The 23,325-nt window shown below is 52.8% G+C and carries 17 protein-coding genes, 9 tRNA genes and 1 rRNA gene (1 of these 27 only partly in view); 22 read left to right on the forward strand and 5 right to left on the reverse strand.

Translation table 11 applies throughout. The features are described from left to right. The 7 genes from JNE38_RS10955 to JNE38_RS10985 all read left to right on the forward strand — a co-directional run. Window positions 1-2,253 (forward strand): 23S ribosomal RNA (locus tag JNE38_RS10955) (it extends 675 nt beyond the left edge of the window). Between the two features lie 49 nt (window positions 2,254-2,302). After that, window positions 2,303-2,393: transfer RNA gene (locus JNE38_RS10960), tRNA-Ser, on the forward strand. 10 nt (window positions 2,394-2,403) lie between these two features. After that, a tRNA-Met gene (locus JNE38_RS10965) sits at window positions 2,404-2,480 on the forward strand. A 1-nt stretch (window position 2,481) separates the two neighbouring features. Continuing rightward, window positions 2,482-2,555 (forward strand) — tRNA-Trp (locus tag JNE38_RS10970). 23 nt (window positions 2,556-2,578) lie between these two features. Beyond that, window positions 2,579-2,654: transfer RNA gene (locus tag JNE38_RS10975), tRNA-His, on the forward strand. Window positions 2,655-2,661: 7 nt separating this feature from the next. Continuing rightward, window positions 2,662-2,735 (forward strand) — tRNA-Cys (locus JNE38_RS10980). A 6-nt stretch (window positions 2,736-2,741) separates the two neighbouring features. Further along, window positions 2,742-2,815 (forward strand) — tRNA-Arg (locus tag JNE38_RS10985). 123 nt (window positions 2,816-2,938) lie between these two features. Here the strand turns inward: JNE38_RS10985 and JNE38_RS10990 are convergent. After that, window positions 2,939-3,196 (reverse strand): hypothetical protein, encoded by a 258-nt coding sequence (locus JNE38_RS10990; RefSeq protein ID WP_203356580.1) that lies wholly within the window; start codon window positions 3,194-3,196, stop codon window positions 2,939-2,941. A 352-nt stretch (window positions 3,197-3,548) separates the two neighbouring features. On the opposite strand from JNE38_RS10990, the gene JNE38_RS10995 reads away from it, so the two are divergent. The 4 genes from JNE38_RS10995 to JNE38_RS11010 all read left to right on the forward strand — a co-directional run bounded on the left by JNE38_RS10995 (window position 3,549) and on the right by JNE38_RS11010 (window position 6,389). Continuing rightward, a tRNA-Leu gene (locus tag JNE38_RS10995) sits at window positions 3,549-3,633 on the forward strand. A gap of 13 nt (window positions 3,634-3,646) precedes the next feature. Continuing rightward, window positions 3,647-3,723, forward strand: a tRNA-Glu gene (locus tag JNE38_RS11000). A gap of 264 nt (window positions 3,724-3,987) precedes the next feature. Then, complete coding sequence (locus JNE38_RS11005; protein ID WP_203356581.1) at window positions 3,988-5,226, forward strand: glycosyltransferase family 2 protein; 1,239 nt, start codon at window positions 3,988-3,990, stop codon at window positions 5,224-5,226. Between the two features lie 191 nt (window positions 5,227-5,417). Continuing rightward, window positions 5,418-6,389, forward strand: coding sequence for a tRNA modification radical SAM protein MnmL/YtqA (locus JNE38_RS11010; protein ID WP_203356582.1), 972 nt, complete (start codon window positions 5,418-5,420; stop codon window positions 6,387-6,389). Window positions 6,390-6,449: 60 nt separating this feature from the next. Here the strand turns inward: JNE38_RS11010 and JNE38_RS11015 are convergent, their stop codons facing one another. Together JNE38_RS11015 and yjcZ are read right to left on the reverse strand one after the other, a co-directional pair. Next, window positions 6,450-7,175: a glycerophosphodiester phosphodiesterase gene (locus JNE38_RS11015; protein WP_203356583.1), complete on the reverse strand. Its 726-nt coding sequence runs from the start codon at window positions 7,173-7,175 to the stop codon at window positions 6,450-6,452. Between the two features lie 93 nt (window positions 7,176-7,268). After that, the gene (yjcZ, locus tag JNE38_RS31135; RefSeq protein WP_428993699.1) at window positions 7,269-7,379 is read right to left on the reverse strand and encodes a sporulation protein YjcZ; all 111 of its coding nucleotides are present in this window, start codon (window positions 7,377-7,379) and stop codon (window positions 7,269-7,271) included. 173 nt (window positions 7,380-7,552) lie between these two features. Between yjcZ and ablB the strand changes: the two genes are divergently transcribed. Beyond that, a complete protein-coding gene (gene ablB / locus JNE38_RS11025; RefSeq protein WP_203356585.1) occupies window positions 7,553-8,398 on the forward strand; it encodes a putative beta-lysine N-acetyltransferase in 846 nt (281 codons plus the stop codon). Window positions 8,399-8,400: 2 nt separating this feature from the next. Here the strand turns inward: ablB and JNE38_RS11030 are convergent, their stop codons facing one another. Beyond that, window positions 8,401-9,945 (reverse strand): PucR family transcriptional regulator, encoded by a 1,545-nt coding sequence (locus JNE38_RS11030; RefSeq protein ID WP_203356586.1) that lies wholly within the window; start codon window positions 9,943-9,945, stop codon window positions 8,401-8,403. A gap of 141 nt (window positions 9,946-10,086) precedes the next feature. On the opposite strand from JNE38_RS11030, the gene JNE38_RS11035 reads away from it, so the two are divergent. From JNE38_RS11035 to JNE38_RS11070, 8 genes are all read left to right on the forward strand, one after another. After that, window positions 10,087-11,439, forward strand: coding sequence for an aspartate aminotransferase family protein (locus JNE38_RS11035; RefSeq protein WP_203356587.1), 1,353 nt, complete (start codon window positions 10,087-10,089; stop codon window positions 11,437-11,439). A 46-nt stretch (window positions 11,440-11,485) separates the two neighbouring features. Continuing rightward, window positions 11,486-12,148 (forward strand): 3-oxoacid CoA-transferase subunit A, encoded by a 663-nt coding sequence (locus JNE38_RS11040; protein ID WP_203357508.1) that lies wholly within the window; start codon window positions 11,486-11,488, stop codon window positions 12,146-12,148. Then, window positions 12,130-12,807, forward strand: coding sequence for a 3-oxoacid CoA-transferase subunit B (locus JNE38_RS11045; RefSeq protein ID WP_203356588.1), 678 nt, complete (start codon window positions 12,130-12,132; stop codon window positions 12,805-12,807). Before JNE38_RS11040 ends, JNE38_RS11045 begins: the two co-directional genes overlap by 19 nt. Window positions 12,808-12,848: 41 nt before the next feature. Next, the gene (locus tag JNE38_RS11050) at window positions 12,849-14,126 is read left to right on the forward strand and encodes a peptidase (protein ID WP_203356589.1); all 1,278 of its coding nucleotides are present in this window, start codon (window positions 12,849-12,851) and stop codon (window positions 14,124-14,126) included. Between the two features lie 22 nt (window positions 14,127-14,148). Next, a complete protein-coding gene (gabT, locus tag JNE38_RS11055) occupies window positions 14,149-15,507 on the forward strand; it encodes a 4-aminobutyrate--2-oxoglutarate transaminase (RefSeq protein WP_203356590.1) in 1,359 nt (452 codons plus the stop codon). Between the two features lie 12 nt (window positions 15,508-15,519). After that, window positions 15,520-16,944 (forward strand): aldehyde dehydrogenase family protein, encoded by a 1,425-nt coding sequence (locus tag JNE38_RS11060; RefSeq protein ID WP_343071600.1) that lies wholly within the window; start codon window positions 15,520-15,522, stop codon window positions 16,942-16,944. A 119-nt stretch (window positions 16,945-17,063) separates the two neighbouring features. After that, window positions 17,064-17,152: transfer RNA gene (locus tag JNE38_RS11065), tRNA-Ser, on the forward strand. A 621-nt stretch (window positions 17,153-17,773) separates the two neighbouring features. Then, window positions 17,774-19,342: an acyl-CoA synthetase gene (locus tag JNE38_RS11070; protein ID WP_203356592.1), complete on the forward strand. Its 1,569-nt coding sequence runs from the start codon at window positions 17,774-17,776 to the stop codon at window positions 19,340-19,342. Between the two features lie 63 nt (window positions 19,343-19,405). Here the strand turns inward: JNE38_RS11070 and JNE38_RS11075 are convergent, their stop codons facing one another. Next, window positions 19,406-21,505 (reverse strand): exo-beta-N-acetylmuramidase NamZ domain-containing protein, encoded by a 2,100-nt coding sequence (locus tag JNE38_RS11075; RefSeq protein WP_203356593.1) that lies wholly within the window; start codon window positions 21,503-21,505, stop codon window positions 19,406-19,408. Window positions 21,506-21,760: 255 nt separating this feature from the next. Here JNE38_RS11075 and JNE38_RS11080 point away from each other — a divergent pair, with 255 nt between their 5' ends. Both JNE38_RS11080 and JNE38_RS11085 read left to right on the forward strand, forming a co-directional pair. Further along, the gene (locus tag JNE38_RS11080; protein ID WP_203356594.1) at window positions 21,761-22,531 is read left to right on the forward strand and encodes a copper amine oxidase N-terminal domain-containing protein; all 771 of its coding nucleotides are present in this window, start codon (window positions 21,761-21,763) and stop codon (window positions 22,529-22,531) included. Window positions 22,532-22,595: 64 nt separating this feature from the next. Then, window positions 22,596-23,219, forward strand: coding sequence for a YhcN/YlaJ family sporulation lipoprotein (locus JNE38_RS11085; RefSeq protein WP_203356595.1), 624 nt, complete (start codon window positions 22,596-22,598; stop codon window positions 23,217-23,219). Window positions 23,220-23,325 lie beyond the last annotated feature (106 nt).

The raw sequence follows: 23,325 nt of genomic DNA on the forward strand, positions 1-23,325 counted from the left end.
GAAAGCGAGTCTGAATAGGGCGATAGTACGCTGCCGTAGACCCGAAACCGTGTGATCTAGCCATGTCCAGGGTGAAGGTAGGGTAACACCTACTGGAGGCCCGAACCCACGCACGTTGAAAAGTGCGGGGATGAGGTGTGGCTAGCGGTGAAATTCCAATCGAACTCGGAGATAGCTGGTTCTCCCCGAAATAGCTTTAGGGCTAGCCTCGGAATTTAGAGTCTTGGAGGTAGAGCACTGATTGGGCTAGGGGCCCTCATCGGGTTACCGAACTCAGTCAAACTCCGAATGCCAATGACTTATGTCCGGGAGTCAGACGGTGAGTGCTAAGATCCATCGTCAAAAGGGAAACAGCCCAGACCATCAGCTAAGGTCCCCAAGTATACGTTAAGTGGGAAACGATGTGGAGTTGCCCAGACAACCAGGATGTTGGCTTAGAAGCAGCCACCATTTAAAGAGTGCGTAATAGCTCACTGGTCGAGTGACTCTGCGCGGAAAATGTAACGGGGCTAAACGTATCACCGAAGCTATGGCAGTCCAGACGGACTGGGTAGGGGAGCGTTCCAAGCAGCAGTGAAGCCGTACTGGAAAGAGCGGTGGAGCGCTTGGAAGTGAGAATGCCGGTGTAAGTAGCGAAAAGACAAGTGAGAATCTTGTCCACCGAAAGCCTAAGGGTTCCTGGGGAAGGCTCGTCCTCCCAGGGTTAGTCGGGACCTAAGCTGAGGCCGAAAGGCGTAGGCGATGGACAACAGGTTGATATTCCTGTACCACCTCTGTTCCGCTTGAGCAATGGCGTGACGCAGGAGGATAGGGTGAGCGGCCTACTGGATGGCCGTCCAAGCAGTAAGCCTGGTGTGTAGGCAAATCCGCACACCGTAAGGGCAAGCTGTGATGGCGAGGGAAATGTAAGTACCGAAGTCCCTGATTTCACACTGCCAAGAAAAGCGTCTAGCGAGGAATAAGGTGCCCGTACCGCAAACCGACACAGGTAGGCGAGGAGAGAATCCTAAGGTGCGCGGGATAACTCTTGCTAAGGAACTCGGCAAAATGGCCCCGTAACTTCGGGAGAAGGGGCGCCCCGGTAGGGTTTATAGCCCGAGGGGGCCGCAGTGAAAAGGCCCAAGCGACTGTTTAGCAAAAACACAGGTCTCTGCGAAGCCGCAAGGCGAAGTATAGGGGCTGACGCCTGCCCGGTGCTGGAAGGTTAAGGGGATGGGTTAGCGCAAGCGAAGCTTTGAACCGAAGCCCCAGTAAACGGCGGCCGTAACTATAACGGTCCTAAGGTAGCGAAATTCCTTGTCGGGTAAGTTCCGACCCGCACGAAAGGCGTAACGACTTGGGCGCTGTCTCGGCAAGAGACCCGGTGAAATCATAATACCTGTGAAGATGCAGGTTACCCGCGACAAGACGGAAAGACCCCATGGAGCTTTACTGTAGCCTGGTATTGGAACTTTGTGCATCATGTACAGGATAGGTGGGAAGCTGAGAAGCAGGGGCGCCAGCCTCTGTGGAGCTGTCGGTGGGATACCACCCTTGATGTACGGAGTTTCTAACTCGTCGCCCTTATCGGGCGAGAGGACCATGCCAGGTGGGCAGTTTGACTGGGGCGGTCGCCTCCCAAAAGGTAACGGAGGCGCCCAAAGGTTCCCTCAGAATGGTCGGAAATCATTCGTAGAGTGTAAAGGCAGAAGGGAGCTTGACTGCGAGACCTACAAGTCGAGCAGGGACGAAAGTCGGGCTTAGTGATCCGGTGGTTCCGCATGGAAGGGCCATCGCTCAACGGATAAAAGCTACCCTGGGGATAACAGGCTTATCTCCCCCAAGAGTCCACATCGACGGGGAGGTTTGGCACCTCGATGTCGGCTCATCGCATCCTGGGGCTGAAGTAGGTCCCAAGGGTTGGGCTGTTCGCCCATTAAAGCGGTACGCGAGCTGGGTTCAGAACGTCGTGAGACAGTTCGGTCCCTATCTGTCGCGGGCGTAGGAAGTTTGAGGAGAGCTGTCCTTAGTACGAGAGGACCGGGATGGACGCACCGCTGGTGCACCAGTTGTCACGCCAGTGGCACAGCTGGGTAGCTATGTGCGGACGGGATAAGCGCTGAAAGCATCTAAGCGTGAAGCCCCCTCCAAGATGAGACTTCCCACAGCGCAAGCTGGTAAGACCCCTCATAGACGATGAGGTTGATAGGTTCGGTGTGGAAGCGTGGTAACACGTGGAGCTGACGAATACTAATCGGTCGAGGACTTATCCACACACTCTTAGCAAACATGCAGATCCAGTTTTGAAGGTGCATAGCATCGCGGAGAGTTACCCAAGAGGCCGAAGGGGACGGTTTGCTAAACCGTTAGTATGCGCAAGCGTAGCGAGGGTTCGAATCCCTCACTCTCCGCCATTTTACATATGGCGGCGTAGCTCAGCTGGTTAGAGCGTTCGGTTCATACCCGAAAGGTCGGGGGTTCGATTCCCTCCACCGCTACCAAAGGGGCATAGTTTAAAGGTAGAACGAAGGTCTCCAAAACCTTTGGTGTGGGTTCAATTCCTACTGCCCCTGCCAAAAGGTGTATGGTTTCTACGATGGCGGTCGTGGCGAAGGGGTTAACGCACCGGATTGTGGCTCCGGCACTCGTGGGTTCAAGTCCCATCGATCGCCCCATTTATGTGGGAGTATAGCCAAGTGGTAAGGCACGGGTCTGCAAAACCTTCACCCCCGGTTCAAATCCGGGTACTCCCTCCATTCTGTGTCCCAGTAGCTCAGCTGGATAGAGCAACGGCCTTCTAAGCCGTCGGTCGGGAGTTCGAATCTCTCCTGGGACGCTCTGGTTCTGTAAAGATAAATGATAGCTGAATCCATGATTTGTGGATTCAGCTTTTTTTATTGCCCAAAATACCAAAAACCTCCTTCTGTTTCTTCTTGGAAAGAGTAGGAGGTTTCAGGGATTAGTTGAAGGGATTGGAATAGTAGAGACCATGCAAATAACGCTTCTCTGAACGCTCGAAAGCAGTTTGCTTGACCTCTGCCAGCGAATGACGGATTGAATCCCAAAACTCGGGAGTAGCGTCGCTCAAATCGACCTCTTGCTGATCCCCGAGGAGGTTGCGGATCAGCTGCCAGTCGTCAGGATGCTCATAGATCTTCATCCCGCCGCCGATCAACCGGATATCGTGCAAAAGGAGCTTAATGTCATCAGGGATCATTGTGGTTCGCCTCCTGAGTATTAGATGAAGGGTCGGCCTGAGGAAATGAGGGTACTCTTACTAAATTGTCTTGCGGCATGCGAAAATATGTATGGATTTCCCGCATGCATAAAATGGCGAATAGAGCCATTTTCGCAAAGAACGAGTCCCTGGAAGAAAGAATCGTGAGACAAAAATAGTCTCATATCGACAACCATATATTAATGAAGAAATTTGTTGAAAAATCGTCAGGAATGCTCAAAAAAATGGGTGATTTGGCGCAGAAAAATCGTATTGACTTGCGATTTTGTATTGTGTATACTCAAGAACGTGATTGCGAGGGAACTGGAAAAAAGTTTGTCTCAGCGCAAATGCGGTCGTGGTGGAATTGGCAGACACACCATCTTGAGGGGGTGGCGGGGCGACCCGTGCGAGTTCGAGTCTCGCCGACCGCACCAAAAAATGGAAATCGGCCCGTTGGTGAAGCGGTTTAACACAGCAGCCTTTCACGCTGTCATACAGGGGTTCGAATCCCCTACGGGTCACCAAAATTTTTTAGTGAAAATAAAAAATAGAAGCCTTTTGTAACGAAGGCTTTTTTTTCTGCTCACTGTCGTGGGATGTCGAATAGAAAGAAAGAAAGGTGGGAAAGGTGATAGCAGTGCCTTCTTTTTCCCACTTTTGGGTCATTGCTAATGAATCGCATTTGATGTACACTCCCAATTGAGAGAAAAACAATAGAGAAATTTTGGAAAAACACTATCTAAATTCGGATCTGACCCAAATCTGATTTAGATCGAGGAGAAGAACCCATGAGTGTATTTAGAGAGATCATTGAGGGATTATTCATCGGATTTAGTTCTACGGTAGGTGTAATCAGCACGTACCAAACTCTGATCTCGTGTGCAGGGTTGTTCCGTAAAAAAGAACAAGTCACACACGAGCCAGAAAAAACGTTTGCGGTTCTCATCGCCGCACACAATGAGAGTGCGGTTATCGCACCCTTGATTGAAAACCTGAAGAAGCTGGATTATCCACGTGAGAAGTACGATATCTTTGTCATTTGTGACAACTGTACGGACAACACAGCGGAGATCAGCCGTGCTCATGGCGCTTACGCATGCGAGCGCTTTGACACGTCCAAGCGAGGAAAAGGCTTCGGGATCGAATGGATGCTTGAAAATCTTTGGGCAAGACCGCAGCAGTACGACGCAGTCGTCATGTTTGACGCCGACAATCTGGTGGAAAAGAACTTTCTGCGTGTGATGAATGACCGACTTTGCAAAGGCGCGCGCGTCATTCAAGGCTACCTTGATTCGAAAAACCCGTTTGATTCCTGGATTACTCTGTCTTATGCCGTTACATACTGGTTTACCAACCGGATGTGGCAACTGGCTCGACATAACCTGGGATTGCCGAACACACTCGGCGGAACCGGACTTTGCATCGAGAGCACCCTGCTCAAGGAAATGGGCTGGGGAGCTACCAGCTTGACAGAGGACCTGGAGTTCGCCACTCGCTGTATCGAACGTGGTATTTACCCAACATGGGCACATGACACCAAGGTTTGGGATGAAAAGCCGATTGATCTGAAATCCTCCATGCGCCAACGTCTGCGCTGGATGCAAGGTCACTACGATGTTGCAGGACGCTATATCGGCTCTGTCTTGAAAAACGGGATCACGAAAGGGCGCTTGGGCATGCTGGATGCAGCTTTCTACCTGTTCCAGCCGATGTACGTGCTGATCGTTACGTTCATGTCCCTGCTGTTCCTGGGCCGCTTCTTTGAAATCGACATGCTTATGCCTGCCGCAACCATTTTGCCAAGCTGGTTAGTATATACCTCGACGGCGATCTTCTACTTGCTGCCGTTCCTGGCTCTTTATCTGGAAAAGGTGCCTCTCAAGGGGTATTTGGGAATTCTCTTGCTCCCGTTCTTTTTCCTGACCTGGCTCCCGATCATGTTCTACGCCTTCTTCACGAAGAAGAACCAGGTGTGGAGCCACACGTCTCACACTCGTGCGATTCGGATCGAGGAGATCCAGCAATAACGGACACAACTGTAAAAACCACAGGGAAACCTGTGGTTTTCCTGTTTTTCAAAGTGGCAGCAAGCGCTTCGAATTTGGTATAATGATTGGATTGAAAGGGAATTATCCGCGCAGCCTGATGAACGCTGGATGCGGCTGCTTGTAAGAGAGTGGCGGACGACAGGGAGTACGCCACGAGGAGGAAAACAGCAATGTCGTTTGCACCAGATGCTTGCCATAACGAGACCCCGCTGCTGTGGGGCGATAAACGATATCATACATGGAATTACCACCTGCGAAACACTTTCCATGAAAAGATCTTCAAGGTACCATTGGACGGCGGATTCAGCTGCCCGAATCGGGATGGGAAGGTCGCAACCGGCGGCTGCACATTTTGCAGTGCGAGGGGTTCAGGTGATTTTGCAGGCGATCGTCGAATGGATCTGGAGCACCAATTCCACGACGTCAAGAACCGCATGCACGAAAAATGGCCGAATGCCAAATACCTTGGTTTCTTCCAAGCCTACACCAACACGTATGCACCTGTAGAAGAGCTGCGTGACATGTACGAAGTGATTCTCAAGCAAGAAGGCGTGGTAGGGCTTTCGATCGCGACTCGTCCGGACTGCTTGCCGGATGACGTGGTGGAGTACTTGGCTGAATTGAATGAGCGTACGTACCTTTGGGTGGAGCTGGGCCTGCAAACGATCCATGAGCATACCGCTCAGCTGATCAATCGCGCTCACGACTACGAGTGCTATCTGCAAGCAGTGGAAAAGCTGCGAAAGCACAACATCCGCATCTGCTCCCACATCATCTACGGATTGCCGGGGGAAACGCATGAGGAAATGATGCAAACGGCGAACGCCGTCGCGCACCTGGATGTGCAAGGCATTAAAATTCACTTGCTGCATCTGCTGCGCAAGACGCCGATGGTCAAACAATACGAAGCTGGTCTGTTGGACTTTTTGTCGCAAGAGGAATACACCAAGCTGGTCGTGGACTCTCTGGAAATCCTCCCACCTGAGATGATTGTGCATCGCATCACAGGAGACGGACCGTCTGATTTGCTGATCGGTCCGATGTGGAGCCGGAAAAAATGGGAAGTGCTCAACGGTATCAATGCTGAGCTGAAAAATCGCAACACCTGGCAAGGCAAGTTTTACGTTCCGCAAACAAGGTAACGCTAGCCATGCAGGAAAAAGGGAGCCCCGCTAAGGAGGCTCCCTTTCGCATGATGAGGGTCATGAGCGGGCGCGCAATATTTTTCTGGCACGGCCGGGGTAATTGGTAATCAACCCGTCGACGCCGTTATCCAGAGCTGCTTCGATTTCCTGCGTACTATTCACGGTCCAGCCGAGCACGGTCAGATCATGGCGGTGTGATGCGTCGATGACATCTGCGGTTAGCTGGTCAACGGGAACATGGAGCTGATCGGCCTGGTAGCGAAGCGCGACTTCCCATGGCCTGGGCATTGGCCCCACATATAGAAGTCCGGTGGTTTGGGAAGGGTCCAGCTTCTTGATGTGCAGCAAGCTGTCGAAGTTAAACGAGGAGATAATGGTACGCTCCGTCAGATGATAACGCCTGATCAGTTCGATGACACGCTCCTCGAGGTCAGGCTGATCCGACAGGAAGTTTTTCAATTCAATGATGAAGCGCAGTGGCGTATCGGAAAATGCCTGGAACACTTCGCGCAGAGTAGGTATTCTCGCTTTGGAAAAACGGGAGCCGCGATCTGCACGCAGCTGCTTCAGCTCCTGCATCGTATGCCGACGAACGAGACCGGAGCCCGTAGTCGTACGGTCCAGCGTATGATCGTGGATAACGACGAGTTTGTCATCACGAGTCAGCTGCACATCGAGCTCAATGCCATTGGCGCGGCGTCTGACGGCAGCATAGAAGGATTCCATGGTGTTTTCCGGAAAAAGGCCAGAAGCACCGCGATGGGCGTAAATGAGTGGGGCCACGTGAGCTTCCTCCCTTCACAGACGTAAGTCACATATTACATGCATATGTAAAAAGCCCCCCAATACTACCGTGGACGAGGGGCGAAGTCATCTTTACCCGATGCTGGCCAGTACGATCACGAGGAGGATAAAAAGCACCAAGATCAATACGGCATTGTTGGAACCCAAGCTCACGGGCGACACCCTCCTTCCCAGATGGAGCACTAGCTTCTATCATTCTATGAGCGCAGGGTACAAATGGCTCTCCTCGAATACCTATCTCGTGCAAATCTCTTGTATCATCTGTCCAGAGAGCCTTTGTTTTGTACAGATTGGCAGATGACGAAAAAGCTGTTTTTGCTACAATGAGTAAAACGGTAGGAAAGGGGAATGCCTGCATGATAAAGGTGGATGAAATGCTGTCGGCGGGCGATTTGATCGTCGATGAACAAAACCGGCGCGTGAAACTGCACGTATACGATCCTAGCCAAATCACGGAACTGGATCAGGTGATGAGAAAGCTTGCCCGTGAATCAGATGCGACCAAGCTGATCGTATACGGGAAAAAAGCGGATGTGGAAAAGTGGCTTGCGCTGGGGTATCGCCGGGAAGGAGTGATTGATGGCTTCTTTCACGGGGAAAATGCGCAGATGCTCTCCTCCTACTTGACGGAGGAACGCGCGACATCAGTGGCCCCAGCGCTCGCAGAAGAAATATTGGCAGTGAGTCTCAGTAAAAAGGGAAATGGGGAAGAAAAGCCATTGCCTGCAGGTTATGCCATGCGAGAGGCAGATCAGACTGATGCACAAGAGCTGGCACAGCTGTACGGCTTGGTGTTTGCGACGTATCCGACGCCAATGGATGATCCAGCGTACATCTGCAAGACGATGGACGAGGGGACTCGGTACATGGTCGTAGAGCACGAAGGAAAGATCGCTTGCGCCGCCTCTGCCGAAGTCAGTGAACGGATGGGCTCTGCCGAGATGACGGACTGCGCCACTCATCCGGATCACGCCGGAAAGGGACTCCTCCAACCGCTGTTCAGCGCGCTGGAACGCAAGATGGAGGAGTCGGGCATCTACTTCCTGTACACATTGACGAGAGCGCAATCTCCTGGCATGAACGTGACGGCGTCCAAGATGGGCTATGAGTACCGAGGGAGATTGATCAATAATTGCACGATTTTTTCCGGGTTCGAGGATATGAACATCTGGGTGAAACCACTGCGCTCCACGTGGGAGTAGGGCTACGCCTGAGAGGGATACAACTGCTTCTGGAGACGGCGGGCCATCAGGGCCAATTGCAGCTGCCAGCGCTGGTGGGCATCCTCCAGGCGGTAGCCCGTTTTTTCTTCAATCTGCGTTAATCGGTATTTCAGCGTGTGACGGTGAATATATAACGCTTGTGACGCTTGCAGCCCGTTCCCGTTTTGCTGCAAATAGACCTCCAGCGTCTCCAGCAGCTGCTGGTTGTGCTTCTTGTCGTAGCCGATCAGCGGGTCCAGCAAGGGCTTCCACAGCGCCGAGAGGGACTCCTGACTGCGATGGTACGGAAACAGGAATTGATAGCCCTGCATGTCATGATAGCGGAGCATGTCCGGCGCCGTCGCGAGCAAGGGGTAAGCCTGCAGGGCGAAAAAAGCCTCCTCGGAAGCCGCAGCCACATCTTCCAGATGCAAGCGAGGATTGCTCATGGCCAGGTGCAAAGAAAAGCTGGGGTGAAGCTGTTCCCAGCGCTGCGCGAACAGTGAAAGCAGCTGCAGAATCGATCGGTTGTCCGGAAAAACAAAGAGTAAATAGTGGGGCCTCTCCCTTAGTAAATACGACCGCTGCTGCCTGTCGCACAGTCTGCGCATCAGCATGATCGCACTCTGATGAAGCTCATAGAGGGCTGCCTCGTCTTGAACATCTACTTTCAGCGCGACGACCAGATGTCCGCCCGTCAGAGGGTATCCCAGCATGCGGCAGCGGCTTTCCAGTTCAGCTCGACTCATTTGCTTTCCATTTAACAGCTCCTCTACAAAGTCACCCTTCAGTCGCCATTCCGTAGCGGAGACCGCTCTTTCCTTTACATACTCCAATGCACACAAGGTAGAGGCATGCTGAAGGGCTACATCGTCCAGCTCCTTCCAAGTCTGTTGGGCCTTGACCAGCGTCAGCGTGCCAAAATGCTCACGATTGGCGCGTATCGGGATCGAATGGGCGCTTTTTTCCATGGAGGCATCGGCAGCAAGATCGGTGGATCCATGCTGGGTCACTTCAAAACCCAAGGCGTCAATGAGGGTGACGGCACCGCCGGTAAGCGTCGCAAGCTCTCCTGTAATGGCTGGCAGACCACCCTTGGAGAGAGCGGCTTCAATCATGCGGTTGTGAATGGCCTGCGAATAGGCGAGCGTCTCAAATTGGCGGTTGACGATCGGCTGCAAAATCGCTTTCGTGATGGTGGAAAAGTTGATTTCCGCTGGTATTTCAATCAGTGGCAGCTGCAGGTGATCTGCCATCTCGATAAAAGCGGCTGGGATCTCTCGCAAATAAAAGCCGGTATGAATGGCGACCCCGCTCAATTTTCGACTGGCTAAGGACGGGATGAAAGAAGCGAGGCGCTCTGAATTGTCAGCAAGACCAAAGCCTGTCGTAATGAGAAATTCGCCTTCCTGCAGCCTGGACGTATCCTCCAGCACTTCTACGATGGTGACCCAGCGGATGGGGTTATCCAAGCCGCCAGCCCCGGCGATCAATCTCGTCTGCACCATATCCGGCAGTTGAAGGGCCTCCCGAATCGAAATCGTCATCAGCGATCCCTCCACAAAAAGTTCTTTATACAAAATGTACAAAAGATTTTGTCACTTTTCCATGTTTTTTTGCCAGCTCGTCGGATGGCTACGGCTGCTCAGTCAGCTACGATGAAGGTAGAGAAAAGCGAGGTGGCGACAATGGAAAGAAGTTATGTAATCAAGCCTGAGCTGGGTAAGAACTATCCGGTGATCTCTCACGGAAAAGGAATTTACCTCTACGACACAGAGGGCAAACAATACATCGACGGGTGCAGCGGCGCAGTCACGGTGAGCATCGGCCATGCGGTGGACGAAGTCGTGGAAGCCATGTACGCGCAAGCCAAGGAAGTGTCCTTTGCCTACCGCTCACACTTTAGCAGTGACGCCGTAGAAAAGCTGGGTGCCAAGCTGGCAGAGTGGGCGCCTGGTTCCCTGAATTGGACGTTCTTCGTCAGCAGCGGGTCGGAAGCGACAGAGACCGCTCAAAAAATTGCGATTCAATACTGGCAGGAAAGAGGAAAGCCGACCAAGAGCCGCATCATTTCCCGCTGGATGAGCTACCACGGAATCACCATGGGAGCGCTCTCCATGTCCGGACACGTGCTGCGCCGCAAACGGTTTGTTCCGCTCTTGGAGGACTATCCGGCAATTACAGGGCCATATCCGTACCGCAAGCCGGAGGGAATGAGCCTGGAAGAGTATGGACTTGCGTGTGCCAACGAATTGGAGACGGCTATTCTCCGCGTCGGACCGGATCAAGTCGCGGCCTTCATCGCGGAGCCGGTCATCGGAGCCACTGCAGGCGCTGTCGTACCGCCAGATGGCTACTTCCAGCGCATCCGTGAAATTTGCGACAAGTACGATGTGCTCTTTATCGCCGACGAGGTCATGACGGGCATAGGGCGTACCGGAAAAGCATTCGGCGTCGATCATTGGGGCGTCGTTCCTGACATGATCACGCTGGGGAAAGGCATGAGCTCAGGATACACCCCGATGGCCGCTACCATCGTTTCGGAGGAAATCATCGAGACGATCGCGAATGGCAGCGGCCTGATCATGGCAGGACACACGTACAGTGCAAATCCGCAGTCTGCGGCCGTGTCGCTCGCTGTCCTGAACTATGTAGAAAAACACCAGTTAATCGAAAAGTCTGCTGAGCAAGGAGCCTATTTGCTGCAACGCCTCCAGGAGCTCGCAACTGAGTTGCCGCTGGTCGGTGACGCACGAGGATTAGGCATGCTGTGCGGCTTGGAATTCGTGAAGAACAAGCAAACCAAGGAACCATTCGCCCTGTCCGAAAATGTGAGCGGGAAGGTCATCGCCAAGGCATTTGAAAAAGGGCTGTTGGTCTACCCAGCAGTGGGTGGGATCGAAGGGGTCGCAGGTGACAGCGTGATTCTGGCACCGCCGCTGACGATCACGAAAGAGCAGATTGACGAGCTGATCAGCCTGCTAAAAGCAGCGATCGAAAGCGTACAGCAGGAGCTGCAAGAGAAGGCCCTGATCGGATAGAGAGGAGAGAGAGCTCGTGACCAACCGATTTGAAAAAGTGATCTCCATGGAGGAAGCGCTGACTCATTTCCACGATGGGATGACACTCATGGCGGGAGGATTCGGCGGGGTCGGCAATCCTCCTTCCCTGATCCAAGGCATCCTGGAAAAAGGAGTGCGGGATCTGACGCTGATCAGTAACGACACAGCCTTTCCACACATTGGGATCGGCAAGCTGGTGACAGAGAAGCGAGTCAAAAAAGTGATTGCTTCCCATATTGGCTCAAACCCCAACGCAGGAGCGCAAATGACGGCAGGTGAGCTGGAGGTTGAGTTTTGCCCCCAGGGAATCCTCGCGGAGCGCGTACGTGCAGGAGGAGTAGGCTTGGGCGGGATCTTGTCTGACGTCGGCATCGGGACGATCGCGGAAAAAGGCAAGCAGAAAGTCGTGCTGAACGGAAGGGAGTTCCTGCTGGAAACGCCGCTCACGGCCGAGGTGTCGATTGTCCACGCGAAGAAGGCAGATCGCTTTGGCAATCTGGTATTCGATACAAGCGCACGGAATTTTAACCCGCTGGTGGCAATGGCAGGGGATATCACCATCGTGGAAGCGGATGAAATCGTCGAAATCGGCGAGCTGTCACCGGAGGAGATCGTCACGCCCGGCGTATTCATCAACTTTATCGTGCAAAGTGAAGGGGTGAACTGGCAATGGGCATGGGAGAAGTAAAAGAAACAGAGACCTATCGAGAACGGATCGCGAGGCGAGCTGCCATGGAAGTCGAGGATGGGATGATCATCAATCTGGGGATCGGAATTCCCACGATGGTAGCCGATTTTATCCCTTCTGACGTCCGGGTCATGTTTCATGCGGAGAACGGGATCATGGGCACGGGACCAAGCCCGAAAAAAGGGGAGGAAAACCCGATGCTCTGCAATGCGGGCGGTTTTCCGGTCACGCTTGCGACAGGGGCTTCTTTCTTTGACAGTGCGACTGCCTTTGCCATCATCCGCCGCGGACTGCTGGATATGACGATTCTCGGGGTGCTTGAGGTCAGTCAGAGCGGGGATATCGCCAACTGGATCGTACCGGGCAAACGAGTGCCGGGGATGGGCGGAGCCATGGAGCTCGCGCAAAAAGCGAAAAAGGTCATGGTCGTCACCACTCATCTCGATAAGAATGGACGCTCCAAAATCGTCAGGGAATGCTCGCTGCCATTGACGGCGAAGGGGGCCGCAGATTGGATCATCACCGATATGGCTGTCATGCAGGTCATGCCAGACGGCCTCTACCTGCGGGAGGTCATGTATCCGTACTGCGTGGCGGATGTCATCGGAGCGACGGAGGCGGAGCTGAAAATGGACGGCGAGGTAGGCGTATTTCGATAAGCCGCTTCAAAACCAAATATCCACGAGTCAGGAGGAAGAGCATGGCAAACTGGCAATCTCTCATACGGGAACAGTTAGAGAAGGATCGGGAAGAAGCAGTCGCACTGCTGCAAGACTGGGTAAAAAATCCAAGCGTCCAAGGCGCAGAAGAATCCATCCAGACAAGCATCGCCAAAACATTGGATGCAATGGGAGCAAGTGTTGATTTGTGGGTGATGGAAGGCGAGGAACTTCTGAAGCATCCGTATTTTGTTTCCCCGCGGCAGGAGTTTGCAGGCAGTCCAAATGTAGTCGGGGTATGGAAAGGCTCTGGGGAAGGTCGCTCCATCATTCTGAATGGACACGTGGACGTGGTTCCGGCAGGGGACAGCGCCCAATGGAGCGATGATCCTTTCAGCGGCAAGGTGGAGGATGGCAAGCTGTACGGACGCGGCGCTACGGACATGAAAGGGGGAAACCTTTCTTCCCTTCTGGCTGTTTCGGTGCTGCAGAAACTAGGGGTAAAGCTGAAAGGCGACGTCATTTTCCAAAGTGTCGTAGAAGAAGAGAGCGGGGGAGCAGGCACGCTGGCGACGATCCTGCGTGGCTACAAGGCCGATGCAGCACTCATTCCTGAACCGACGAACATGAAGATCTTCCCGAAGCAGCAAGGGTCCATGTGGTTCCGCCTGACTGTCAAAGGACGTTCGGCCCACGGAGGGACTCGCTATGAAGGCGTGAGCGCGATCGAAAAAAGCTTGGCAGTGGTGCAGGCGATCGGCCGTCTGGAAAAGGAACGCAACGATCGCCTGGACGATCCGCTGTATGAAAAGCTGCCAATCCCAATCCCAATCAACATCGGCGTGATTGAAGGGGGAAAATGGCCGTCCTCTGTAGCGGATCTGGTCAAATTGGAAGGACGCATGGGAGTCGCACCGGGTGAACAAATGGAGGATGCCAAGGCAGAGATGGCAGCTGCCCTGAAAGCTCTGGCGGAGGTAGACCCTTGGTTCGCAGAGGCACCAGTGGAACTGGAATGGTACGGAGCGAGGTGGGTACCGGGAGCCGTAGCGGAAGATCATCCGCTGATGGAGATTCTGCAGCGCCAATTCGTGCAGGTGACAGGCGACCGTGCCGTTGTGGAGGCATCGCCGTGGGGTACGGATGGTGGGCTTTTGACCGCTTTGGCAGATACACCTGCGATTGTGGTAGGGCCTGGGGTTACGCAGGTTGCGCATTACCCGAATGAATACATTGTGCTGGACGACGTGCTGCGATGTGCCGAGATCTTTGCCCTGACGCTGATGGAATGGTGCGGAGTCGCTGATACAACGAACTAAAACGAGAAGGAGAGGGTTTTCCATGAGTCCGATCACGACCAAATTCATCCAATTGAAAACGGCAGTACCAGGTCCCAAATCACAAGAAATGCTCGCGAAAAAAGAGGCGAATGTGCCGCGCGGACCGTCCAATACCACACCAGCGTTTGTGGCCAAGGCCGAGGGGGCGCTGCTGACAGATATTGATGGCAATACGTTTATTGACTTTGCAGGTGCCATCGGATCGATTAATGCTGGGCACTGCCCGCCGGCGGTGGTGGAAGCGCTCAAAGAACAGCTGGATCAATACATACACACCTGCTTCCACGTCATGATGTATGAGCCGTATGTGAAGCTCGCTGAAAAATTGAATCAGATTACGCCGGGGGACCACGCGAAGAAGACGTTCTTCCTGAACAGCGGGGCAGAGGCTGTGGAAAATGCGGTGAAAATCGCCCGCAAATACACAGGACGCAAAGCCATCATCTCGTTCGAGCGAGGCTTCCATGGACGCACGCTGCTCGCCATGTCGCTGACGAGCAAAGTCCGCCCTTACAAATATGAGTTCGGTCCGTTTGCGCCTGACACGTACAAAATGACCTACCCTTACTACTATCGTTCTCCGTACGGTGCTTCTCCCGAGGAGACGGATGCGGAAGTGCTGCGTCGTTTCGAAGACTTCTTCCTCGCCGAAGTGGCTGCGGACAACGTGGCGGCGATCATCATGGAACCGGTCCAAGGAGAAGGCGGATTTGTAGCCCCTTCGAAAACCTTCGTGCAGGGTGTAAGGGCCATTTGCGACAAGTACGGCATTCTCCTGATCGCGGATGAAGTGCAGACCGGCTTTGGACGCACAGGCAAAATGTTTGCGATGGAGCATTACGACGTCGTGCCCGACATCATTACCATGTCCAAGTCTCTCGGAGCCGGCATGCCGATCAGTGCGGTGACAGGACGCGCCGAAATCATGGATGCTCCGAATCCGGGTGAAATCGGCGGAACGTACGGCGGCAGTCCTCTCGGTTGCGTGGCGGCGCTGAAGGTCATCGAAATGATGGAGCAGGATGGCTTCTTGGAGCGGGCGAAGACCATTGGCGACACCATTCTCAAACGATTCGAGCAGTTCAAGCAGCAATTTGCCGAGGTGGGCGATGCGCGCGGTCTAGGCGCGATGTGCGGGATCGAGCTCGTGAAGGACAAAGCAAGCAAGGAACCGAATAAAGAGCTGACAGCAAAAATCGTTCAGGCTTGCTACCAAAATGGGATCGTTGTCATGTCCGCGGGGCTTTACAGCAACGTGATCCGCATTCTATCCCCGCTGGTCATTACCGACGAGCAGCTGGAAGAGGGCTTGAACGTGCTGGAGAGTGTGTTGGCTGAGCTTTGCACACCGAATCGCTAACGGACGGAGGAGATGGCCATGAAGAAAGCATGCTTTATTGGAGGGCAGTGGGTTGAAGCCGCTGCCTATGCCCCCTTGTATTCTCCATACAGCGGTGAAGAAATTGCTCAAATCCCGCAAGCAGATCCAGAAACCGTAAAAGCGGCGATTGCCGCAGCGGAGGAAGCGACCGCTGTCATGTGGAAAATGCCTGCCTATCAGCGGGCAGCCATTCTGGAAAAAATCGCGCACATCATGGATGAGCGACTGGAGGAAGCAGCCAGGATCATCGCGTTGGAAGCGGGAAAGCCCATCAAAACTGCGCGCGGCGAGGTCATCCGCACCATTCAGACCTACAAGTTCGCAGCCGAAGAGGCAAAGCGCGTCCACGGAGAAACACTCCCGCTGGATGCGGCCATCGGTGGAGAAGGCAGACTGGCGTACACGGTCCGCGAACCGCTTGGGGTAGTCGGAGCGATTACGCCGTTTAACTTCCCGATGAACCTGGTTGCCCACAAAGTAGGGCCAGCTCTCGCAGCGGGCAACGCCGTTGTGCTGAAGCCAGCGTCACAGACCCCTCTATCGGCCTTTTTCCTGGCTGAGGTGGCAGAGCAGGCTGGAGTGCCTGCCGGTGCCTTGAACGTCGTGACAGGCAGCGGAGCGACTGTGGGAGACCTTTTGGTGAAGGATCCTCGAGTAAAGGCGTTGACCTTTACAGGAAGCCCCGCAGTGGGGATCGATATTCGCAACCGGGCAGGGCTGAAGCGCGTCACGTTGGAGCTCGGTTCCAATTCGGCAGTCATCATCGATCGGGATGTGAATCTCGACGAAGTGATTCCGCGCTGCATTTTCGGTGCATTTGCCTACTCTGGTCAGGTGTGCATTTCCGTGCAACGCATTTATGTGATAAAAGAACGCTTTGAGGAATTCGTGAGCAAGTTCGTCGCGGAGACCAAGAAGCTGCGAGGAGGAGACTCCTTGTCGGAGGATGCTGATTATTCCGCAATGATCAGCCCGCGAGAGACAGAGCGCGCAGTGTCGTGGATCGAGGAAGCCAAGCTGCACGGAGCACGTGTAGAATGCGGTGGCGAAGTGGTCGATCGCATGCTGCAGCCGACAGTGCTGACAGGAGTTCCGGCGGATGCAAAAGTATCCTGCCAGGAAGTTTTTGGTCCGGTCGTTCTCATTAACGCTGTAGAGTCCGTCCAGGAAGCGATTGAGCTGGTCAATGATTCACGCTATGGCTTGCAAGCAGGCTTATACACGAGCAATCTGGGACTCGCGCTGCAGGCTGCCGACGAGCTGCATGTCGGGGGGGTCATGATCAACGATATTCCGACCTTCCGCGTGGATCACATGCCGTATGGCGGCGTCAAGGAAAGCGGGATGGGACGTGAAGGCGTGAAATACGCCATCGAAGAGCTGACCGAGATGAAATTAGTGGTCATCAAGAAGTAAAAGAGGAAAAGTCATGAAAACTGGCTCCCAAGCAAGCAGCTGGGAGCCAGTCAATCATTTGGAAGCATCCTCTTGCATTCGAGAGACTAGCTGTGCTATAGTAGAACTTGTTGAAACGTGGAGGGATACCGAAGTGGTCATAACGGGGCGGTCTTGAAAACCGTTAGAGTGCAAGCTCACGCGGGTTCGAATCCTGCTCCCTCCGCCATACATACGAGGATGCGCGTTCCGTTCTGAGTTCTCTGCAAGAGACTTGGGCGGAACGTTTTTATTTGCCAAAAGAATGACTGAAATTGTGCAATCTCCCTCCAATTCCAACATTTACTTGTGGAACCATTAGTCGACCAGATGCATAATGGATTTGTAAGGAAATCATCTAGTACAAACATCTTGGGAACTGCGGCGAACGAATCAGTGCAGAGAGTCGTCGCTATTTTTTTTGCACAAATAAGGCACTCTTTCCTGTATATACTTGTAGGCAATAGGTCAAAAATCCTGTATCTTATAGTTATTCACGTAAGTACTTAACGTACTACCCTTGACGCTCCAGCCTTTACCGGTTGGAGTTTTTTTTTGCTTCGAGCAGTGATTATCGGGGCAGCGACAGTCAAACGACCGTTTTTTTCCTCAAAATCCAGAAGAATCAATGTCGATGAATGAGGCGTAATGATATATCCTGTACGTAAGGACTCGATTGTTTCTTGGGGCCCTGCGGCAGCTTCAAAAATGCAGACGAAGCTGCCGTCTTTTTTGTGGAAAAATATCAGAATATACACGCAATAAAGAAAACAATGTATACTAGGAGGAAACGAAGCTAGGGGGCATGCACATGATCGAGGCCAAGCGCGTAAGGAGAAATACGTTAGGGGATATTCTCAGGCGGAGTCGCGGACGTTTTCCAGAAAAGACCGCTTTGCAGTTCGAAGAAGAGGCCCTTACATACAGTCAGCTCGATCGGATCGTCAACCAGGCTGCACAGGCTTTCATCTCCAAGGGCTTGCAAAAAGGAGAGAGGGCGGCCGTACTATCCCGCAACTCAATGGACTTTGTGATTCTCAACTTCGCTTTGGCCAAAGCAGGCATCATCATGGTACCGATCAACTACATGCTGAATCAAGAGGACGTGGCTTTCATTCTGGGACATTCAGAAGTCAGTGCCGTATTTGTCTCACCCGAGTTCCAGGAGCTCGCACAGGGGGCAATCAGGCTGTCAGACATGGTCCCCAAAGTGCAGGCGCTGATCTCCAAGCCAACCGCTCAGAGTGGAGAGTGGGTCCCATTTCGGGCGTGGATCCAAGAGGCCGATGATCAGGAGCCGGATGTGGAGCTCGATGATGAAGATGTCGCTCATATCTTGTATACGAGCGGTACGGAGTCGAAGCCAAAAGGGGTCATGCTGACGCATAAGAGCATCATTTCCGAGTATGTCAGCACGATCATCGATGGCGACATGAAAGAGGATGATGTCGCGATTCATGCCCTGCCCTTGTTTCATAGCGCACAGCTGCATTGCTTTTTAGGGCCTTACATATACCTCGGCGGAAGCGGTGTCATTTTGGAGGCGGCGACACCGGCAATCATGCTGGAGACGGTAGAAACGTTCCGAGCCACCCAGCTGTTCTGCCCTCCGACGGTTTGGATCGCGCTGCTGCGTTCTCCTGAATTTGCATCGCGCAATCTCAGCTCACTCAAGAAATGCTACTACGGTGCAGCAATCATGCCCGTCGAAGTGTTGAAAGAGCTGAATACGCGTTTGCCAGAGGCCCAGTTCTACAACTTCTACGGTCAAACTGAAGTAGCGCCTCTCGCCACGGTGTTAAAGCCAGGCGAGCAAATCCGCAAAGCGGGCTCCGCCGGAAAACCGTCACTCAATGTGGAGACGAAAATCGTAGATGACGAAGGAAACGAAGTGCCTCGTGGCAGCGTGGGAGAGATCGTGCACCGGACAAGTCATGCGATGATCGGCTATTTCCGTGATCCTGAAAAATCACAGGCTGCCTTCCAGGGAGGCTGGTTCCATAGCGGTGATCTGGGGATTATGGACGACGAAGGATTCATCACCGTGGTCGATCGAAAAAAAGATATGATCAAATCTGGCGGTGAAAATGTGGCCAGCAGGGAAGTGGAGGAAACCATCTACCTTCATCCCAAAGTATCCGAGGTGGCTGTCATCGGCATTCCTCACCCGTATTGGATCGAGGCGGTCACGGCAGTCGTGGTGCCGAAAGCAGGGGAGTCATTGACGGAAGAAGAAATGCTCGCGTTTTGCAAAGACCGTCTGTCTGCCTTCAAGGCGCCGAAATATGTGGTCATTGCGGATAATCTGCCGCGAAATCCGAGCGGTAAGATATTGAAACGGGAGCTGCGTCTGCGCTACGACGTTCTCGCAAAGCAGTAATTCCATGGAATCATGAAGCCCGCTTCACGGTTGGATGACCGGGAGCGGGCTTTTTCTAATGCGCTATTTTACCGTGGATACCGTAGGGTGATCGGGTTTGATGACTTCAAAGCGATACCCTTTGGATTTGAGGAACGTAATGACCTCTGGCAGTGCCTCCGCAGTTGGAGATTTGGTGCTGGAGTCATGCATCAGGATCACGATTTCCTTTTGATTCTTCACCTGCTGCTTGATGTTGGCCAGAGCGCTTTGTGCAGTGTACTTGTTGCTTCGGGCATCCCCATTCGTCACATTCCAATCGATGAAGATGTACTTCCGTTTATTCGCCTCCGCCTTGATGGCACTCATGACGGGATGGGATGGATTGTACAGCTTGGGATCTTGATACTTGTGACTCACCGAATTGGTGCTGCCGCCAGGATATCGGAATATCACAGGCTTGATTCCGATGGCATTTTCGATCAGCTGATTTCCTTTTTCCAGATCGGCAAAGAAAGCTTCCATGCTTTTGTACACGATGCGGTAATCGTGCGAGTACGTATGGCCGCCAATCGCATGGCCTTCTGCCAGGGTGCGTTTGAGGATTGCCTCGTGGCCTGGCACATTGCGACCGACGATAAAGAAGGTTGCTTTCACTCCGTACTTTTTCAGGGTATCGAGCACGGATACGGTCACAGCTGACGGACCGTCGTCAAACGTCAGGTAGGCGACCTTATCCGTGGCCGGTTTCGGAGCAGGTGTTGCCACAGGCGGCTTTACCGCTGGCTTTGGCGCAGGCTGAGCCGGTTTGGTTGTCGGCGCATTTGTACCGGCAGCGCCAGGCTTGGGTACAGAAGGCGTCTTCCCGTTCGCACCAGGCGTGGTCGGTTTAGGCGCTGGTGGAGCCGGCTTTTCTTCCGGATTGGGCTTCTGCGGCTGTGCCTGTTGCGCGACAATGGGCTTGCTGTGAATCGGTATGAGCGGCTGGTAAGGCTCATCTGCATAGATCAGAAATGGGTTGCGCTGCTCGCGAAAGCTGGCGAGCTGCTGCTGATAGGAAGCCTCGATTTCTTGCGGTGCCTTATTTTGCTCCAACAGATTTCCGATTTTGTCTGTTCCCATCATTCGGTCAAATAAACTGATTTCCGTTTCCGTGCTTTTCGGGACCGGAAACGGATACAGCTGACGAGCGTTTGCCAAAGCGTAGATTCCCGTTTTTACTGGGTTGAACTGGTGCGGATCGGTGATTTGTACGTTCACTCCACCTGCTGTTCCTTTGGTCTCTGGCAAGAAAACGACACCCGGTAAAAGACTGGCATTCATCAGGTCTGCGTATTGGCTGGAGGAAATCCCTTCGCCGCCAATCCAGGTATAGTTGTCGTCGTGACGGAGTGGAGTTCCCGCGCTGTGGCCAGTCGCCAAATATCCGAACACGGATGTCAGGGTAGGCAGATTTGGTGAGATCGGCACCCAAGTCAGCCCCGTGTCCTGAAACAGCATCGAGCGCGTATAGCCCTGCATGGGGACAACTGTTAGGTCAGCACCAATGTTTCGATTGAAGAATTGGGCCAATTCGCCGATCGTCATGCCGTGGGCCGTCGGCAGCGTATCTGTGCCGATGGAAGAAGCATAGGCAGGCTCAAGCAGCGGGCCGTCGACGAGTTTTCCACCTAATGGATTGGGGCGATCGAGCACCAGGATTGGTTTTCCCTGTTGCTTTGCCGCAAGCATGGAGTCACGTAAGGTTGTTATGTATGAATGACTACGTGCCCCTGAATCCTGCAGATCGACAAGCAGCATATCCATGTGGGCATACATGTCGGGAGCAGGTACCCGATTGGATGCGTTCCAGGTGTAGACAGGTATGCCGTAAACCGGATGGGTGTAAGTCAGAGCTGGTTTTTCCTGTTCCCACTTGCCGTCCAAGCCATTTTCGGTAGTGAACAACGCGACGAGGCTTACCGTTCTGTCCCTTCTCAACAAATCGATCGTACTGATGCCCTGGCTATTGATACCAGTCTGGTTGGTGACGAGTCCCACTTTTTTCCCATCGATCAACGAATGAAATTGATCGAACAGTACATCGCTTCCCAACTTTATGGCAGCGGTATTGGCGGAACTTCCACCTGGGGTAATGATGCTCAAGATGAGTGCAAGGATGAGGAAAGGAATCATTTTTTTCATCGACATGGCCTCTTTCAAAGTGAAAATATCGTCGTTGTATGTCCTATTGTAACGTTTTTTTGGAATAAGATGGTTTCATTTTTGTAACAATTTGAAAATAGTTCAAAGGGAGGAGGAAATCAGGCTCAAGATAGCAGAATTCACAATAATATCCCAGTGTTTTCCTGTATTTTGGAACTGGAATTCCTTGCATCCACCCCCTTCCTATAGTAGATTTAGAACCATGTGAATCTTTATTGAAATGGAGTGGACAACATGCTTAAAAAATTGGCCTCGCTTGTACTTGCGCTTGCTCTCGTACCTGTGGCAGCTTTTTCTGCTTCCGCTGCATCCGCGCCAGCAGCCATTAAAGTGGAATACAACAAGAAGGCAATCGTATTCCCTGACCAAAAACCAGTGATTCGTGACAGTCGTACCTTGGTCCCGATTCGACCGATTGCTGAAAGCCTCGGTTTTGATGTCGACTGGAATGAAAAAACGCGAACCGTGACGATCAACAAAGGAACCAACAATGTTCGCCTGGTCGTTACTCAAAAAATTGCCAAGAAAAATGGACAAACCATCAATCTGGATGTACCAGCTCAAATCATTAATCAACGCACAATGGTACCTGTACGTTTCATCGCAGAAGCCTTGACCTATCAAGTGAACTGGGATCAAAAAACGCAAACGGTTCTTATTGCGGACGAGCAGTCCACTCAGCCAAATCCATCGACTGATAAGCCAGCTACGAGCACAGGGCAAAAGCAGCCAGATGCGAACACTGCTTCATTGATCGACCGTTCTTCCCTTTTTGCGAAAACGTTCACCATCGCGACTATCGGCCTGTATCGTGTAAGTGGCACCGTAGAGCCTGGCAGTGATGTAACCGTTACGCTGGAAGACAAAACCTTCGAAGTCGAAGTCAAATCAGACGGTACCTTTGAATTCAACAAGGACACGTATGACGGCATTCGCAACTACACGCTGAAAGCCGAAAAAGACGGGAAAGTCGATACATTCGAGGGCGAATTTGTAAGTAATTAGGGTTTCTTTTGCTGAGTAAGAACACCTCCGGCACACCACACTAAGTGCAAGGAGGTGTTTTTTGTTGAGACGAATTCAAGTGGGAATTTGCTCGGCGATGATCCTCGCCGGTTTGGTAGCAGGCTGTTCGCCAAACAAAGAACAGGGCTCGGAGGACATGAACGGAAATCAGGCCAAGTTCGAAGCACAGGGCATTAATTTTCGTAACGACAATGCAGGGATGGACAAAGGACCGGCTGCGATGATCAGTCAAAAGTACGTCCACCAAAGAGAGCCCCATCTGGTGTCCAGACTGGAGCGGCATGCAGAGAACATTCCAGGGGTAGTGGATATCAAGGTATTGGCTTACAAAGATACGCTTCTGGTCGGTGTTCTGCCAAGTGACACCCCAAAACCGGATGAACCCAATCGAAGACCTTCCATCGCCCACACGCCGGGAAAAATCGTCAGGAACGACAATGGACATACGGACGCCTTGCAGCGACGCGTGGTCGACAGGATGAGAGTACGCTTGCAGACAGAGAGTCGCTACAATGTGATGTATGTTTCGACCAATCGGGCGCTTTATGACAGGGTAGCAGATCTGCATGAGAGGATCGTTCGCGGAGAACCGGTAAGTGACGAAGCTTTCCAGGTCTTGATCAATGACATGGGCTATACAATCAAAGGCTACAACCTGATCGACTGACAAAGCTCCACCTGGATGCCCGGGTGGGCTTTTTAGCATGTAAAATGGCTGTGCAGGCAGGAAATGAAGGGCAAAATGGGGAAAGTAACGAGAGAGAAGGAGAACG

The organism is Brevibacillus choshinensis, assembly GCF_016811915.1.
GTDB lineage: Bacteria > Bacillota > Bacilli > Brevibacillales > Brevibacillaceae > Brevibacillus > Brevibacillus choshinensis_A.

Bases quoted from the DNA above. Each gene is read 5' to 3' on its own strand.
- JNE38_RS10990 (WP_203356580.1), bottom strand. From the start codon at position 3,196: ATGATCCCTGATGACATTAAGCTCCTTTTGCACGATATCCGGTTGATC.
- JNE38_RS11005 (WP_203356581.1), top strand. From the start codon at position 3,988: ATGAGTGTATTTAGAGAGATCATTGAGGGATTATTCATCGGATTTAGT.
- JNE38_RS11010 (WP_203356582.1), top strand. From the start codon at position 5,418: ATGTCGTTTGCACCAGATGCTTGCCATAACGAGACCCCGCTGCTGTGG.
- ablB (WP_203356585.1), top strand. From the start codon at position 7,553: ATGATAAAGGTGGATGAAATGCTGTCGGCGGGCGATTTGATCGTCGAT.
- JNE38_RS11030 (WP_203356586.1), bottom strand. From the start codon at position 9,945: ATGACGATTTCGATTCGGGAGGCCCTTCAACTGCCGGATATGGTGCAG.
- JNE38_RS11035 (WP_203356587.1), top strand. From the start codon at position 10,087: ATGGAAAGAAGTTATGTAATCAAGCCTGAGCTGGGTAAGAACTATCCG.
- JNE38_RS11040 (WP_203357508.1), top strand. From the start codon at position 11,486: ATGGAGGAAGCGCTGACTCATTTCCACGATGGGATGACACTCATGGCG.
- JNE38_RS11045 (WP_203356588.1), top strand. From the start codon at position 12,130: ATGGGCATGGGAGAAGTAAAAGAAACAGAGACCTATCGAGAACGGATC.
- JNE38_RS11050 (WP_203356589.1), top strand. From the start codon at position 12,849: ATGGCAAACTGGCAATCTCTCATACGGGAACAGTTAGAGAAGGATCGG.
- gabT (WP_203356590.1), top strand. From the start codon at position 14,149: ATGAGTCCGATCACGACCAAATTCATCCAATTGAAAACGGCAGTACCA.
- JNE38_RS11060 (WP_343071600.1), top strand. From the start codon at position 15,520: ATGGCCATGAAGAAAGCATGCTTTATTGGAGGGCAGTGGGTTGAAGCC.
- JNE38_RS11070 (WP_203356592.1), top strand. From the start codon at position 17,774: ATGATCGAGGCCAAGCGCGTAAGGAGAAATACGTTAGGGGATATTCTC.
- JNE38_RS11075 (WP_203356593.1), bottom strand. From the start codon at position 21,505: ATGAAAAAAATGATTCCTTTCCTCATCCTTGCACTCATCTTGAGCATC.
- JNE38_RS11080 (WP_203356594.1), top strand. From the start codon at position 21,761: ATGCTTAAAAAATTGGCCTCGCTTGTACTTGCGCTTGCTCTCGTACCT.